The following is a 12,622-nucleotide window of genomic DNA, read 5'->3' as shown; positions in this document are numbered from 1 at the left end:
GCGTCACGAAGAAGGGCAACCCATGATGCACATCATCGCGCGCCGGGCCGGGGCGGTGGCCGCGGCGCTCGCGATCGGGGCGGCGGGCACACCCGCGCTCGCGGCCGGACCGGCGGGCGTCGCGTCCACCGGCTCGGCCGACTTCACCAAGTCGGGGCAGCAGGTCGTCGTGCCCCCGCAGGCGCGGTGCGCGGTCGAGGGTCCCACGACCGCGTCCTCCCCGGCGATCTCCCGGACCGGCATCCGGTTCGGCGAGGGCAACTCCTCGTGCACCACCACCGTGGTCGACCCGGACACCAACACGACCACCACGAAGTCCGAGGCCACCGGCAACGGCTTCGAGCTGTCGGCGCTGGTGGCCGCGGGCGGTCCCCGGCTCAAGGTCGGCAAGTGGAAGGTGACCTGCGACGCGACCGACGCCGGCACGACGGCGGGCTGGTCGCTGGGCGGCCTGAGCGGGTTCCCGGGCCTGCCCGAGGAGATCCCGAACAACTACGTGCACGAGGTGAAGAACGGATCGGGCACGGTCCTCGCCAGGGTGACGTTCAGCGAGGTGGTGCTCCCCGAGCCGAACGACGGCAGCTTGGCGCTGACGCTCCTGCACTTCCGCTTCACGGAGGAGTCGGGCGTCCGCGGCAGCGTGAAGGTCGGCGAGACCGCCTGCGCCCCGACGCCGTAGAGACGGACCTCCGCGCGCAGCGCGGCTTGTGGCAGCACGCGCTGCGCGCGGAGGACTAGGCGACGTGGGGCGTGCCCGACAGCGCCACCCCGGCCTCGCGCAGCTGCCCCAGCGCCGTCTCGACGGTGGTCGCCGCCACGCCGGCGGTCAGGTCCAGCAGGACGGTCGTCGTGAACCCGGCCGCCGCCGCGTCCAGCGCGGTCGCCCGCACGCAGTGGTCGGTCGCGATGCCCACGACGTCCACGTCCGACACCCCGCGCGCCCGCAGCCAGTCCGCCAGCCCCTCGCCACCACCGGACACGCCCTCGAACCCGGAGTACGCCGCCGCGTGCGCGCCCTTGGAGAACACGGCCTCCACCGGCGTCACGTCCAGCTCGGGGTGGAACGACGCCCCGGGCGTCCCGGCCACGCAGTGCACCGGCCACGTCGACACGTAGTCGGGCTCGGCGCTGAAGTGCGCGCCCGGGTCGATGTGGTAGTCCCGGGTCGCCACGACGTGGTCGTACCCACCGGACGCGGCATGAGCCGAGATGGCCGCCGCCACCGCCGCACCACCGGCGACCGGCAGCGACCCGCCCTCGCAGAAGTCGTTCTGCACGTCCACCACGATCAGTGCCTTGGCCATGTGCCACTCCCTACCAGAACGATCTACAGGAACGTCGTCGGGATCGCGGGTTCGCCGCGGGACAGCTTCAGCCCCTCCCACGGCACGCTGACCAGTGCGGCGCGCAGCCGCTCCCGGCTCTCCGCCAGCGTGTCGAGTCCTTCCACCCGTTGTCCACCGCGCATCAGCGGCACGGGCAGCACCCGGTCGTGCGGTCCCAGCTCCACGCTCTCCGCAACGGGGTGCACGACCTCTTCCAACGCGGTCCCGGTGTCCTTGTGCCGCCGCAGCGCGCTCTTGCGCCCACCGCGCGACTCCTTGTGCGACGACCGCTTGGCCACGGGCCGCCCGTCGACCTCGACCAGCTTGTAGACCATCCCGGCGGTCGGCGCGCCCGACCCGGTCACCACCGAGGTGCCCACCCCGTAGGCGTCCACCGGCTCCGCGCGCAAAGCCGCGATCGAGTACTCGTCCAGGTCGCCGGACACGACGATGCGGGTGTTGCGCGCGCCCAGCGAGTCGAGCTGGTCGCGGGCCTGGCGGGCGAGCACGCCCAGGTCGCCCGAGTCGATCCGGATCGCGCCCAGCGCCGGTCCGGCGATCTCGACGGCGGTCTTGATGCCGTTGGTGATGTCGTAGGTGTCCACCAGCAGGGTCGTGCCCGCGCCCAGCGCCTCGACCTGGCTGCGGAACGCCTCTTCCTCGCTGTCGTGCAGCAGGGTGAACGCGTGCGCGCACGTGCCGGCGGTCGGGATGCCGTGCCGCCGTGCCGCCTCCAGGTTGGACGTGGCGGTGAAACCGGCCAGGTACGCGGCGCGCGCGGACGCGACAGCGGCGTCCTCGTGCGTGCGGCGCGAGCCCATCTCGATCATGCGGCGGCCGTTGGCGGCACCCACCATGCGGGCGGCGGCGGACGCGATCGCGCTGTCGTGGTTGAGGATCGACAGGGCCAGGGTCTCCAGCACCACGCCCACGCCGAAGGGGGCCCGCACGGACAGGATCGGCGAACCCGGGAAGTACAGCTCGCCCTCCGGGTACCCGTCGACGTCCCCGGTGAACCGGTAGTCCGCGAGCCAGTCCAGCGTCGCCCGGTCGACCACGTCGGTGCGCTCCAACAACTCCAGCTCGGCCTCGCCGAAGCGGAACGCCTCGATGGCGTCCAGCAGGCGGCCGGTGCCCGCGACCACCCCGTACCGCCTGCCCTCGGGGAGCCTGCGGGCGAAGACCTCGAAGACGCACGGCCGGTCGGCGGTGCCGTCGCGCAGGGCAGCGGCCAGCATCGTCAACTCGTAGTGGTCCGTGAACAGCGACGTCGACATGGGCCAGAAGCCTAGGCTCGACCGCCCCGCGCCCGCGGCAGGTGGCCCTATGGGCTCCGCCACGGACCGGAACATGACACCATTGGCGGTATGACCACGCCCGTCGAGCATGAGCGGACGCAGGTTGACCCGTCGCCGGTGGACGTCCGCACGGAGGACCGTCCCTGGCAGACGCTGGTCTGGAACGACCCGGTGAACCTGATGTCCTACGTGACGTACGTGTTCCAGAAGCTGTTCGGCTACAGCCGGGACCACGCGACGAAGTTGATGCTGGACGTGCACCACAAGGGCAAGGCGATCGTGTCATCCGGTTCGAAGGACAAGGTGGAGGCGGACGTGGCGAAACTGCACGCGGCCGGCCTCTGGGCGACGATGCAGCGTTCGTCGTGAGGAAGTGGACGAGGGCCGGCGACGCGGTGGTCGGCAAGTTCGACCGGCAGGAAGCCGCTGTGGTGCGCGGTCTGGTGAGCCAGATCCAGGACATGCTGCTGGCCCGCGCGGAGGAGGCGCCGCAGGACGAGCTGGCGCAGCTGACCGGCATCCGGACGGGGCCGTCGACCCCGCCGGACGACCCGATCCTGGGCCGGTTGCTGCCCGACTTCCACCGCCTGGACCCCGACGCGCCCGATCCGGCCGAAGTGGACTCCGCGAACGCGCTGCGCTCCCTGCACGAGCCCCAGCTGCTGGACGCCAAGACGGCGGCGGCGGCCGTCGTGCTGGACACCTGCCCGGCGGACGGCGGCGAGGTGCGGCTGGCGTCGGCGCAGGCCGAGGCGTGGCTGGCGGCGCTCAACGACGTGCGGCTGGCGCTGGGGACGGCGCTGGACGTGCAGGAGGACATGCCCGACGAGCTGCCGCCCGACGACCCGCGCTCGCCGCACCTGGGTGTCTACCACTGGTTGACGTGGGTGCAGGAGACGCTGGTCGAGGCGGTCATGGACTGATGCTGCTCGGTCGGGTGGCCGGGGCGGTGGTCGTGCCGGCCCCCGGTGGGATGGCTGTCGGCGTGGACACGCGCGGTGCGCCGATCGGTACCCGCGAGTTGGACCTGCTCGACCCATCTGCGCTGGTCCAGCGCGTGCACGCGGTCGTCCTGTCGGAGTCGCCGTCCACCCCGAACGGCGTGGTGCGGTGGCTGGCCGAGCGCGGGCACGGGTTCCCCGTCGACGGCGGCGTGGTGCCGATCGTGTGCGGCGCGGCGGTCGGCGCACCCGGCGAGGACGTCGGGTACGCGGCGTGCGAGGCCGCGGTCGAAGGCGTGCCCCCGGCGGTGGTGCTCATCGGTGACCGAGCGGCGGCCCTGGTCGTGGTGGACGCCGACCTGGACAAGGCCGGGTGCCGGCGGGTGGCCATGTCGGCGCAGGACGGGCTGGTCAGGGCCGGGGTGCGGGTTCCCTCGACCGTGTTCGCGCTGGCCACCGGGGTGGCGACCGGGACACCGCTGGATGAACTGTGCACTGCGGCGGCGAAGGACGTGTTCCGCGCGCTCGCCTGAGGTACCCGTGCGGTATGAGTCGGCTTACGCGGGTCTTGCGGTGGGTTGAGGAGAACAAGGGGCTCGACCGGGTGGCCGGGGCCGTGGCCGAGGCGATCCCTTCGGGCCTCCGCAGCTCTCGGGTGCTGCGCGGCGAGCCGCTGGGGCACCCCGCGCACCCGGCGGCGGTGCTGCTGCCGCTGGGGATGTTCGCCGCGTCGAACGTGCTGGACCTCCTGCCGGGGGAGGGCAAGGCGGCGCGGGCGCTGATCGGGGTCGGCCTGGCGACCGCACCGGCGGCCATCCTCACGGGCCTGGCCGAGTACGCCACGCTCGACGAGCGGCAGCGCCGGACCGCGTTCGTGCACTTGGCGAGCAACGCGGCGGCCAACCTGCTGTACCTGACGTCGTTCCGGCTGCGCGGCCACGGGTTCGGGGTCGTGGGACGGGTCGTCTCAGGACTCGGGATCGGCGTGCTCACCGCCGGCGGCCTGCTGGGCGGGCACCTGGCCTACTCGCAGGCGGCGGGGGTGGAGCGCGAGCGGGTGTAGTGCCCGTTCTCACACAGCGGGACACCTTCCGCCACCACGTAGGATGGTGTCGTGCTGGTGATCCGCCGTGACCTCGTCGACGCGATGGTGGCGCACGCCCGTCGTGACCACCCCGACGAGGCGTGCGGCATCATCGCGGGCCCCGAGGGCTCCGACCGCCCCGAGCGGTTCATCCCCATGGACAACGCCGAGCGCTCCCCGACCTTCTACCGGTTCGACTCGATGGAGCAGCTGCGCGTCCACCGCGAGATGAGCGCCAACGACGAAGAGACGATCGTCGTCTACCACTCGCACACCGCGACCGAGGCGTACCCGTCGCGGACCGACGTCTCGTACGCGAGCGAGCCGCAGGCGCACTACGTCCTCATCTCCACCCGGGACCCCGAGACGCACGAGCTGCGCTCCTACCGGATCGTTGACGGCGTCGTCACCGAAGAACCGGTCGAGGTCGTCGAGTCGTACATGTTCGCGCACACGGGCGCGGACGACACGCCCGACTGTCCCTGAGCGCGTCCGTCCTCGCTCGATCCCGATAAAAGTCCCGGCTCCTCTCCCGGAGGTCCCAGCATGGCTGTCACCGTCTCCATCCCCACGATCCTGCGCACGCACACCGGCGGCCAGAAGTCCGTCGAGGCGTCGGGCACCACGCTCGCGCAGGTCATCGACGACCTGGAGAACAACCACGGTGGCTTGAAGGCGCGCCTGGTCAAGGAAGGCTCGCTGCACCGGTTCGTGAACGTGTACGTCAACGACGAGGACGTCCGCTTCGCCGGTGGCCTCGACGCGGCGGTGAAGGACGGCGACACCGTCACGATCCTCCCGGCCGTCGCCGGGGGCTGATCGCGGTGGCCCGGTACGAGTCGCTGCTCGACGCGGTCGGCGGCACGCCCCTGGTGGGGCTGCCCCGGCTGTCGCCGTCGAAGGACGTGCGGCTGTGGGCGAAGCTGGAGGACCGCAACCCGACCGGCTCGATCAAGGACCGCCCGGTCCTGATGATGGTCGAGGAGGCCGAGCGGGAGGGCCGCCTGTACCCCGGCTGCACGATCCTGGAACCGACGTCCGGCAACACCGGAATCGCGCTGGCGATGGTCGCGAAGCTCAAGGGCTACGGCCTGGTCTGCGTGATGCCGGAGAACACCTCCGCCGAGCGCAAGCAGCTGTTGCAGGCCTACGGCGCGCGGATCGTGTTCTCGCCGGCGGCGGGCGGCTCCAACCAGGCCGTCGCACGGGCGAAGGAACTGGCCGCCGAGCACCCCGACTGGGTGATGCTCTACCAGTACGGCAACCCGGCCAACCCCGGTGCGCACTACGAGAGCACCGGCCCGGAGATCCTCAAGGACCTGCCCACGATCACGCACTTCGTGGCGGGCCTGGGCACGACGGGCACCCTCGTGGGCGTGGGCCGGTACCTGCGCGAGCAGAAGCCGGACGTGCAGGTCGTCGCCGCCGAACCCCGGTACGGCGAGCTGGTGTACGGCCTGCGCAACCTCGACGAGGGTTTCGTGCCCGAGCTGTACGACGCCGAGGTGCTGACCGGCCGCTACTCCGTCGGCTCCTACGACGCCCTGCGCCGGACCCGGCAGCTGCTGGAGGTCGAGGGCATCTTCGCGGGCATCTCGACCGGCGCCATCCTGCACGCGGCGCTGGCCGTGGCGGAGAAGGCGGCGCAGCGCGGCGAGCGGGCGGACGTGGCGTTCGTGGTGGCGGACGCGGGCTGGAAGTACCTGTCCACCGGCGCCTACGCGGGCACGCTGGACGAGGCCGCCGAACGCCTCGACGGGCACCTCTGGGCCTGACGCGCGTGGCGGGGAGCCCCTCGGGGGTCCCCGCCACCGCTTTGTCGGTTCGGGAAACCGAGGTTTTCCGGTAAAGACCCGACGAAGAATTGTGGTGGCGTTTCGTCCACCTCCTTTCCGCATTTTTGCCGTGGCCCGGACTGCTATCGTGCCGACCATGCAATTGACCGTCCTCGGCTGCGCGGGAAGTGCTCCCGGACCCGACCTGCCCACGTCCGGGTACCTGGTCGAGGCGGGTGGCGTGCGGATCGCGGTGGAGCTGGGCGGCGGGGTGTTCGGGGCGTTGCAGCGGTACTGCGACCCGTTCAGGCTGGGCGCGGTGCTGCTGTCGCACCTGCACCTGGACCACTGCGCGGACTTCAGCGCGCTGACCACCTACCTGCGCCACCACCCGGAGCCGCCGACGCCTGCCAAGCGGCTGCCGGTGTTCGCGCCCGCGCACGCGCCGACCCGGCTGGCCAACGCGCACGCGGCGTCGGAGGAGGAGTTGGCGACGCTGCGGCTGGCGGACACCTACGACTTCGTGCCGTTGCGGGCGGGCCGGTTCGCGGTGGGGGACGTGTCCATCGACGTCGCACCGATGCGGCACATCTGCGAGGCGTACGCGTTCCGCATCGCGGTCGGCGGCAAGTCGCTGGTGTTCACCGGGGACACCGTGCCGTGCCCGGAGCTGGTGGAGTTGGCGCGCGGCGCGGACCTGCTGCTGGCCGACGCGGCGTGGCGGGAGCAGGCCGGGCGGGCGAACTACCTGCACATGAGCGGGCACGAGGCCGGTGCGGTGGCGGCGGAGGCCGGGGTGGGGCGGCTCGTGCTCACGCACGTGCTGCCGTGGTCGGACCGGGACGGCGTGCTGGGCGACGCCGTCGAGTCGTTCACCGGTCCGGTGTCGCTGGCCGAACCCGGTGCGGTGTACGCGATCTGAGCCGCTCGTCCACTGTGGACGCTAGCCGGCGAACGAGTGGGACATCTGGCCCTCGCCGGCGTTCGAGATGACCAGGACCGAGCCCGCCAGTTCCGTCAACGCCTCGCCGGACAGGCCGGAACGGGCCGTGGTCACGTAGAGGTCGGTGAGGTCCGGGCCGCCGAACGCGCACGCGGTCGGCTGGCCCACCGGGAGCTCGATCTCGGTGTCCAGCCGGCCGTCGGGCGTGTACCGGCGCACCGCCGCACCACCCCACAGCGCCACCCAGATCGCGCCCGACGCGTCCACGCACAGGCCGTCGGGCAGGCCGCGGTCCACCTCCACCACCGTGCGGCGGTTGGTGGCCGTGCCGGTGGCGCGGTCGTAGTCCAGGACGTCGATGCGGCGGGTCGCCGAGTCGACGTAGTACATGGCGGTGGCGTCGGGGCTCCAGCCGATCCCGTTGCTCACGCGCACGCCGTCCACGACCACCTTGGCGTCGCCGGTGGGTTCCACGCGCACCAGCCAGCCGCCGGGGTCCTCGTCGTAGCGCATGGTGCCCGCCCACAGCCGGCCCGCCGGGTCCACCGCCGCGTCGTTGCCGCGGTAGCCCTCGCGGGCCCAGTAGACCAGCCACGTCCTGGTGCCGTCCGGGTCGAGCAGGGCGATGCCGTCGCGCAGGTTCAGCACCAGACCGCCCCGCGTGCGGGGCTTGGCCGCGCCGACGTGCTGCGGCACGTCCAGCACGGCGTCCTCGTCGCGGTGCGGGGAATACCGGTGCACCTCGCTGCGCAGGACGTCGACCCACAACAGGGTGCCGCTGCCGTGGTCCCACGTGGGACCTTCCCCCAACTCGGCTTCCGCCCGCACGGCGACGTCGATCGACACCGGCTCAGCCTAGGCGTCCCCGACGCCCCGCCTGACCGGATCGGTGTGACTTGCTACACCGTCGAGCCCCCGATTCCACCCGGATGGCCGCGCACGGCAACCATCCGCCGACCCCGACTGGTAGGAGGAGCGAGGACAGCGGGCAGATGGGGGAGCGGTGCAAGTACCCGAGGGGTTCGAGGAGTTCGTCGCGGGGGCTTCGCCGCGCCTGGTGCGCACCGCCTACCTGATCACCCGCGACGCGGGGCACGCGGAGGACCTGTTGCAGGCCGCGCTGACCAAGGCGTGGCCGGCGTGGCGGCGCGTGCAGGGCGACCCGGAGCCGTACGTGCGCAAGATCATCGTCAACACCTACGCCACCTGGTGGAGACGCCGGTGGCGCAACGAGGAGCCCACCGACGTGCTGCCCGAACGGGTCGGGCCGGTCCCGCAGGCCGCCGTGGACGAGCACGACTGGCTGTGGCGGCTGCTCGGCACGCTGCCGCGCCGCCAGCGGGCGGTGCTGGTGCTGCGGTTCTACGAGGACCTGACCGAGGCGCAGACCGCCCACCTCCTCGGCGTCTCGGTGGGCACGGTCAAGTCCCAGACCAGCAAGGCCCTCGCCCGGCTGCGCCTGGACCCCGCGGTGCTCGACCAGTTCGACGGAGAAGGGGTGCGCGGGTGAAGCCGCAAGACCTGAGCACGGTCTTCCACGACCACGCCGACCTGCCCGAGACCGCCCACGCCGTGCGGATGGCGGGGCTGCACTCCCGGGTCCGCAAGGTGCGCAGGCGGCGCGCGCTCGTCGCGATGGCGTGCGCCCTGCTGGTGCTGGTGGGCGGGGCGGTGGTGACCACCCGCTCGGTCCCCGACTCCCAGCCCGCCGCCCCGAAACCGTTCCCGGAGTACCTGCTGTCCTCGCGCGTCCTGGCCCAGGCCTCGGGCACGACACCGGGGCCGGTCACCCTCCGGTACACCCCCACCACCCCGGTCGAGGACCTGCGGCTGATCTTCGAGTGCGCCATCGGCCCGGAGTTCTCGCTCGACCACGAGTACCTGAGCGTGACGTTGTCGATCGACGGGCACGCGGTCGGTCAGCCCTACTGCCACCCCGGCGCGACGGCCCTGTGGAACGAGGAGACGCGCAAGTGGTTCCGCCCGGGACAGGAGTCCGTGGTGCGGCTGGCCGTGGTCGGGCGCACCCACGAGACCCCGACCGAGGTCTCGCAGACACCCTCGGTCGACCCCGCGCCGGACGGGGTGGTGGTGCGCCTGGCCGTCGGCAGGCAGGTGCCGGTGTCCGAGTACCCGCTGCCCCCGCCGCCGAAGGAGCCGGTGCGGCTGGACAGGTTCCTGCGCTCCGACGCCGACATCGTGCTGCGCGCCGACCCTGCCGACCCCAACCGCGAGCAGAAGGTCGTCGTCCCGTGGCGCGGTATCGCCCAGTTGCACCTGTGGAACGGTTCGCCCGGTCGGCTCCGAGTGGTGATCGGCGGGGTGACCGTGTCCGACGCCAGCAACTACCAGTACACCCCCGGCGGCGTCACCGGCTACGCCGGCTACAACCCGGAGCACCTGGTGCCGGGGGAACCGGTCGAGATCGAGGTGGTCCCCGAGGCGGTGCACGGCGACTGGCTGGTGATGCTGGTGGAGCAGGACTGACGCGCCCAAGGCCGCCGTTCGCACGTAGCCTGGAGGGGTGCACCCGACACCTGTCCCGGCGGCGCGGAAGTCGCCCGCCACGCGCGTGATCCCGCCCCGACCGCTGCTCTCGGCGGTCGTGGTGGCGGGGTTCGTCGGACTGCTGTTCGTGGTCGAAGCGGTCGACACGGTGTTGTTCGGCGCCCTGGACGACGACGGGATCATCCCCCGCGACTTCACGGAGTGGGACAACATCATCTGGGCCCCGATGCTGCACGGCGGCTGGGAGCACCTCACCAGCAACGCCGTGCCGCTGCTGGTCCTGGGGTTCCTGGCCACCTCCGGCGGCATCAAGCAGTTCGCCCAGGTCACGGTGGTCGTCTGGCTCACCGCGGGCCTGGGCACGTGGATCGTCGGCGCGAACGGCAGCCACATCGGCGCGTCCGGGCTGGTGTTCGGGTTCCTGGTCTTCCTGCTGGTGCGCGGCGTCTTCGTGCGGTCGCCGGGGCAGATCCTGGTGGCCGTGGTGGTGTTCGCCCTCTACGGCGCGGTGCTGTGGGGGGTGCTGCCGGGCCAGCCGGGCATCTCGTGGGAGGGCCACCTGTTCGGCGCGCTCGGCGGGGTCCTCGCGGCCTGGGGCGTGGCGCGGGACGCCAGGCGGGCGGGGGTCGCGTGAGCGCCGCGGACGCGCCCATCGGGATCTTCGACTCCGGGGTGGGCGGGCTGACCGTCGCACGGGCGATCATGGACCAGTTGCCGAACGAGAGCATCCGGTACGTCGGCGACACCGCCAACGGCCCGTACGGCCCGCTGCCCATCGCCCAGGTGCGCAAGAACGCCCTGGAGGTGGCCGACCGGATCGTGGAGGACGGCGCCAAGCTGCTCGTCATCGCCTGCAACACGGCGTCGTCGGCGTGCCTGCGGGACGCCCGCGAGCGCTACGACATCCCCGTGGTGGAGGTCGTGCTGCCGGCCGTGCGCCGGGCGGTGGCGACCACGCGCACCGGCCGGGTCGGCGTGATCGGCACGCAGGGCACCATCGCCTCCGGCGCCTACCAGGACTCGTTCGCCGCGGCCCGGGACGTCGAGGTGACGGCGGTGGCGTGCCCGCGGTTCGTGGACTTCGTCGAGCAGGGCACGACGTCGGGCCGCCAGGTCCTCGGCCTCGCCCAGGCCTACCTGGAGCCGCTCCAGCGCGCCGAGGTCGACACCGTGGTCCTGGGGTGCACGCACTACCCGCTGCTCACGGGCGTGATCCAGATCGTGATGGGCGACGGGGTGACCCTGGTGTCCAGCGCCGAGGAGACGGTGAAGGACGTGGTCCGCCTGCTCAACGAGCGCGACCTGTTCCGCAGCGGACCGCCGGACCTGCGGTTCGCCAGCACCGGGCCGGTGGACAAGTTCACGAGGCTCGCTCACCGATTCCTGCCCGGCCTGGAAAGAGCCACCTTCCACGCCCACGAATGACCTGGCACTCTCCAACGGTGCTGTTGACCATCCTCGGCTGCTCGGGCAGCCTGCCGGGGCCACAGGGCCCCGCATCCGGCTACCTCGTCGAGGCGGACGGCTACCGGCTGGCCATCGACCTGGGCAACGGTGTCCTCGCCGCGCTCCAGGTGCACTGCGACCCGTTCTCGCTGGACGCGCTGCTGTTCTCGCACCTGCACCCGGACCACTGCGCCGACTTCACCACGCTCGCCGTGATGCGCCGCTACCACACCCACCCGCCGCACGACACCTCCGCCCGCAAGCTCCCGGTGCACGCCCCGGCCGACGCGCCGCGCCGCTTCGCCCGCGCCTACGCGGAGAGCGACGAAGAACTCCGCACCGCCGACCTGTCCGACGTGTTCGACTTCCACCCGCTGACCCCGGAACCGACCACGGTCGGCCCGTTCACCATCACCGCGGCCCGCGTCGAGCACCCCGGCGAGTGCTACGGCTTCCGCATCGCCACGGCCGGCGCGGTGCTCGCGTTCACCGGCGACTCCGGCCCGTGCGCGGCGCTGCACGACCTCGCCCGAGGCGCGGACGTGCTGCTGTCCGAGGCCACCTGGACCCACTCCGACGACCGCCCACCCGGTGTGCACCTGTCCGGTATGCAGGCCGGTGAGCTGGCGACGTCCGCCGGCGCTGGACGACTCCTGCTGACCCACATCGCGCCCTGGACCGATCCCGGCACGGTTCTGGCCGAAGCCCAGGCCGCGTTCACCGGTCCGGTCGAAGTCGTGCGGCAAGGCGGGAAGTACGAGGTTGACGAGCCGGTCGTCCGGGTAACAGGCGGGCATGGCAACTGATGTCGTCGAACTGATCCTGAACGACCACCGCCGGTTCGAGGAGCTGTTCCGCGAGCTGCGCGACCGCTCCTCGGACCGCCCCGCCCTGCTGGCCGAGCTGGCGGCGCTGCTCGTCGCCCACGCCGAGGCCGAGGAGTCCGAGGTGTACCCGGCGCTCAAGCGGTACAAGAGAGTGGACGACGAGGAGGTCGACCACGGCGCCGAGGAGCACGCCGAGGGCCACCAGGCGCTGCTGGCGCTGATGGAGGTCGCCGACACCGAGTCCGAGGAGTGGGAGAGCAAGCTCGAGGAACTGGTCGAGGCGCTCAACCACCACGTGGACGAGGAGGAGCGGACCATCCTCAACGACGCCCGCTCCGAGGTGCCCGACGACCGGCGCGCCGAGCTGGGTCGGGCGTTCCTGGACGTCCGCCAGGACCGGCTGGACGACGACTGCGGCGACCTGGAGTACGTGCGCAAGATCGCAAGGGCCACGGCCGACCGCATCGACTAACGT

Annotated in this window: 18 protein-coding genes; 15 read left to right on the top strand and 3 right to left on the bottom strand. The window is 72.3% G+C overall.

The window, feature by feature from the left end; translation table 11 throughout:
- Positions 1 to 22: 22 nt before the first annotated feature.
- On the top strand, positions 23 to 679 hold the full coding sequence (locus DFJ66_RS17920; RefSeq protein WP_121222538.1) for a hypothetical protein: 657 nt from the start codon (positions 23 to 25) through the stop codon (positions 677 to 679).
- 55 nt (positions 680 to 734) lie between these two features.
- Here the strand turns inward: DFJ66_RS17920 and DFJ66_RS17915 are convergent, their stop codons facing one another.
- Positions 735 to 1,304 (bottom strand): isochorismatase family protein, encoded by a 570-nt coding sequence (locus DFJ66_RS17915; RefSeq protein ID WP_121222537.1) that lies wholly within the window; start codon positions 1,302 to 1,304, stop codon positions 735 to 737.
- Positions 1,305 to 1,327: 23 nt separating this feature from the next.
- Positions 1,328 to 2,602 carry a nicotinate phosphoribosyltransferase gene (locus tag DFJ66_RS17910; RefSeq protein WP_121222536.1) on the bottom strand — a complete coding sequence of 425 codons (1,275 nt, stop codon included), beginning with the start codon at positions 2,600 to 2,602 and terminating at the stop codon, positions 1,328 to 1,330.
- Between the two features lie 90 nt (positions 2,603 to 2,692).
- Between DFJ66_RS17910 and clpS the strand changes: the two genes are divergently transcribed.
- The 8 genes from clpS (at position 2,693) to DFJ66_RS17870 (ending at position 7,345) form a co-directional block, all read left to right on the top strand.
- Positions 2,693 to 2,992, top strand: a complete 300-nt coding sequence (gene clpS, locus DFJ66_RS17905; RefSeq protein ID WP_121222535.1) for an ATP-dependent Clp protease adapter ClpS — start codon at positions 2,693 to 2,695, stop codon at positions 2,990 to 2,992.
- Positions 2,989 to 3,546 carry a DUF2017 domain-containing protein gene (locus DFJ66_RS17900; protein WP_121222534.1) on the top strand — a complete coding sequence of 186 codons (558 nt, stop codon included), beginning with the start codon at positions 2,989 to 2,991 and terminating at the stop codon, positions 3,544 to 3,546. Before clpS ends, DFJ66_RS17900 begins: the two co-directional genes overlap by 4 nt.
- Positions 3,546 to 4,097, top strand: a complete 552-nt coding sequence (locus DFJ66_RS17895) for a peptidase S58, DmpA (RefSeq protein WP_121222533.1) — start codon at positions 3,546 to 3,548, stop codon at positions 4,095 to 4,097. The genes DFJ66_RS17900 and DFJ66_RS17895 overlap by 1 nt, the downstream gene beginning before the upstream one ends.
- A 14-nt stretch (positions 4,098 to 4,111) precedes the next feature.
- Positions 4,112 to 4,627, top strand: a complete 516-nt coding sequence (locus DFJ66_RS17890) for a DUF2231 domain-containing protein (RefSeq protein ID WP_121222532.1) — start codon at positions 4,112 to 4,114, stop codon at positions 4,625 to 4,627.
- Positions 4,628 to 4,678: 51 nt separating this feature from the next.
- Complete coding sequence (locus tag DFJ66_RS17885; RefSeq protein WP_281276619.1) at positions 4,679 to 5,134, top strand: M67 family metallopeptidase; 456 nt, start codon at positions 4,679 to 4,681, stop codon at positions 5,132 to 5,134.
- A 60-nt stretch (positions 5,135 to 5,194) separates the two neighbouring features.
- On the top strand, positions 5,195 to 5,467 hold the full coding sequence (locus DFJ66_RS17880; RefSeq protein WP_121222531.1) for a MoaD/ThiS family protein: 273 nt from the start codon (positions 5,195 to 5,197) through the stop codon (positions 5,465 to 5,467).
- A gap of 5 nt (positions 5,468 to 5,472) precedes the next feature.
- Positions 5,473 to 6,423: a PLP-dependent cysteine synthase family protein gene (locus DFJ66_RS17875; RefSeq protein ID WP_121222530.1), complete on the top strand. Its 951-nt coding sequence runs from the start codon at positions 5,473 to 5,475 to the stop codon at positions 6,421 to 6,423.
- Positions 6,424 to 6,580: 157 nt separating this feature from the next.
- Complete coding sequence (locus DFJ66_RS17870) at positions 6,581 to 7,345, top strand: MBL fold metallo-hydrolase (RefSeq protein ID WP_121222529.1); 765 nt, start codon at positions 6,581 to 6,583, stop codon at positions 7,343 to 7,345.
- Between the two features lie 21 nt (positions 7,346 to 7,366).
- Here DFJ66_RS17870 and DFJ66_RS17865 read toward each other — a convergent pair whose 3' ends face one another.
- Positions 7,367 to 8,212 carry an SMP-30/gluconolactonase/LRE family protein gene (locus DFJ66_RS17865; protein ID WP_121222528.1) on the bottom strand — a complete coding sequence of 282 codons (846 nt, stop codon included), beginning with the start codon at positions 8,210 to 8,212 and terminating at the stop codon, positions 7,367 to 7,369.
- 157 nt (positions 8,213 to 8,369) lie between these two features.
- Here DFJ66_RS17865 and DFJ66_RS17860 point away from each other — a divergent pair, with 157 nt between their 5' ends.
- Genes DFJ66_RS17860 through DFJ66_RS17835 form a run of 6 tightly spaced genes read left to right on the top strand, consistent with a single transcriptional unit; the run spans position 8,370 to position 12,619 of the window.
- Entirely contained in the window at positions 8,370 to 8,876 is a 507-nt protein-coding gene (locus tag DFJ66_RS17860; protein WP_121222527.1) for a SigE family RNA polymerase sigma factor, read from the top strand.
- The gene (locus DFJ66_RS17855; RefSeq protein ID WP_121222526.1) at positions 8,873 to 9,853 is read left to right on the top strand and encodes a hypothetical protein; all 981 of its coding nucleotides are present in this window, start codon (positions 8,873 to 8,875) and stop codon (positions 9,851 to 9,853) included. Before DFJ66_RS17860 ends, DFJ66_RS17855 begins: the two co-directional genes overlap by 4 nt.
- 37 nt (positions 9,854 to 9,890) lie before the next feature.
- The gene (locus DFJ66_RS17850; protein ID WP_211351212.1) at positions 9,891 to 10,508 is read left to right on the top strand and encodes a rhomboid family intramembrane serine protease; all 618 of its coding nucleotides are present in this window, start codon (positions 9,891 to 9,893) and stop codon (positions 10,506 to 10,508) included.
- On the top strand, positions 10,505 to 11,299 hold the full coding sequence (gene murI / locus DFJ66_RS17845; protein ID WP_121222524.1) for a glutamate racemase: 795 nt from the start codon (positions 10,505 to 10,507) through the stop codon (positions 11,297 to 11,299). Before DFJ66_RS17850 ends, murI begins: the two co-directional genes overlap by 4 nt.
- Before the next feature lie 17 nt (positions 11,300 to 11,316).
- On the top strand, positions 11,317 to 12,126 hold the full coding sequence (locus DFJ66_RS17840; RefSeq protein WP_170199499.1) for an MBL fold metallo-hydrolase: 810 nt from the start codon (positions 11,317 to 11,319) through the stop codon (positions 12,124 to 12,126).
- Complete coding sequence (locus tag DFJ66_RS17835; protein ID WP_121222522.1) at positions 12,116 to 12,619, top strand: hemerythrin domain-containing protein; 504 nt, start codon at positions 12,116 to 12,118, stop codon at positions 12,617 to 12,619. The genes DFJ66_RS17840 and DFJ66_RS17835 overlap by 11 nt, the downstream gene beginning before the upstream one ends.
- The last annotated feature ends 3 nt before the right edge of the window (positions 12,620 to 12,622 follow it).

The organism is Saccharothrix variisporea, assembly GCF_003634995.1.
GTDB lineage: Bacteria > Actinomycetota > Actinomycetes > Mycobacteriales > Pseudonocardiaceae > Actinosynnema > Actinosynnema variisporeum.
The sequence above is the reverse complement of the archived record's forward strand: the minus strand, read 5'-3'. Positions and strand labels throughout refer to the sequence as shown.

What these genes read in the sequence shown, in the direction of transcription:
- DFJ66_RS17870 (WP_121222529.1), top strand. Translation starts at nt 6,581, where the DNA reads ATGCAATTGACCGTCCTCGGCTGCGCGGGAAGTGCTCCCGGACCCGAC.
- DFJ66_RS17880 (WP_121222531.1), top strand. Translation starts at nt 5,195, where the DNA reads ATGGCTGTCACCGTCTCCATCCCCACGATCCTGCGCACGCACACCGGC.
- DFJ66_RS17890 (WP_121222532.1), top strand. Translation starts at nt 4,112, where the DNA reads ATGAGTCGGCTTACGCGGGTCTTGCGGTGGGTTGAGGAGAACAAGGGG.
- DFJ66_RS17920 (WP_121222538.1), top strand. Translation starts at nt 23, where the DNA reads ATGATGCACATCATCGCGCGCCGGGCCGGGGCGGTGGCCGCGGCGCTC.
- DFJ66_RS17915 (WP_121222537.1), bottom strand. Translation starts at nt 1,304, where the DNA reads ATGGCCAAGGCACTGATCGTGGTGGACGTGCAGAACGACTTCTGCGAG.
- DFJ66_RS17910 (WP_121222536.1), bottom strand. Translation starts at nt 2,602, where the DNA reads ATGTCGACGTCGCTGTTCACGGACCACTACGAGTTGACGATGCTGGCC.
- clpS (WP_121222535.1), top strand. Translation starts at nt 2,693, where the DNA reads ATGACCACGCCCGTCGAGCATGAGCGGACGCAGGTTGACCCGTCGCCG.
- DFJ66_RS17895 (WP_121222533.1), top strand. Translation starts at nt 3,546, where the DNA reads ATGCTGCTCGGTCGGGTGGCCGGGGCGGTGGTCGTGCCGGCCCCCGGT.
- DFJ66_RS17835 (WP_121222522.1), top strand. Translation starts at nt 12,116, where the DNA reads ATGGCAACTGATGTCGTCGAACTGATCCTGAACGACCACCGCCGGTTC.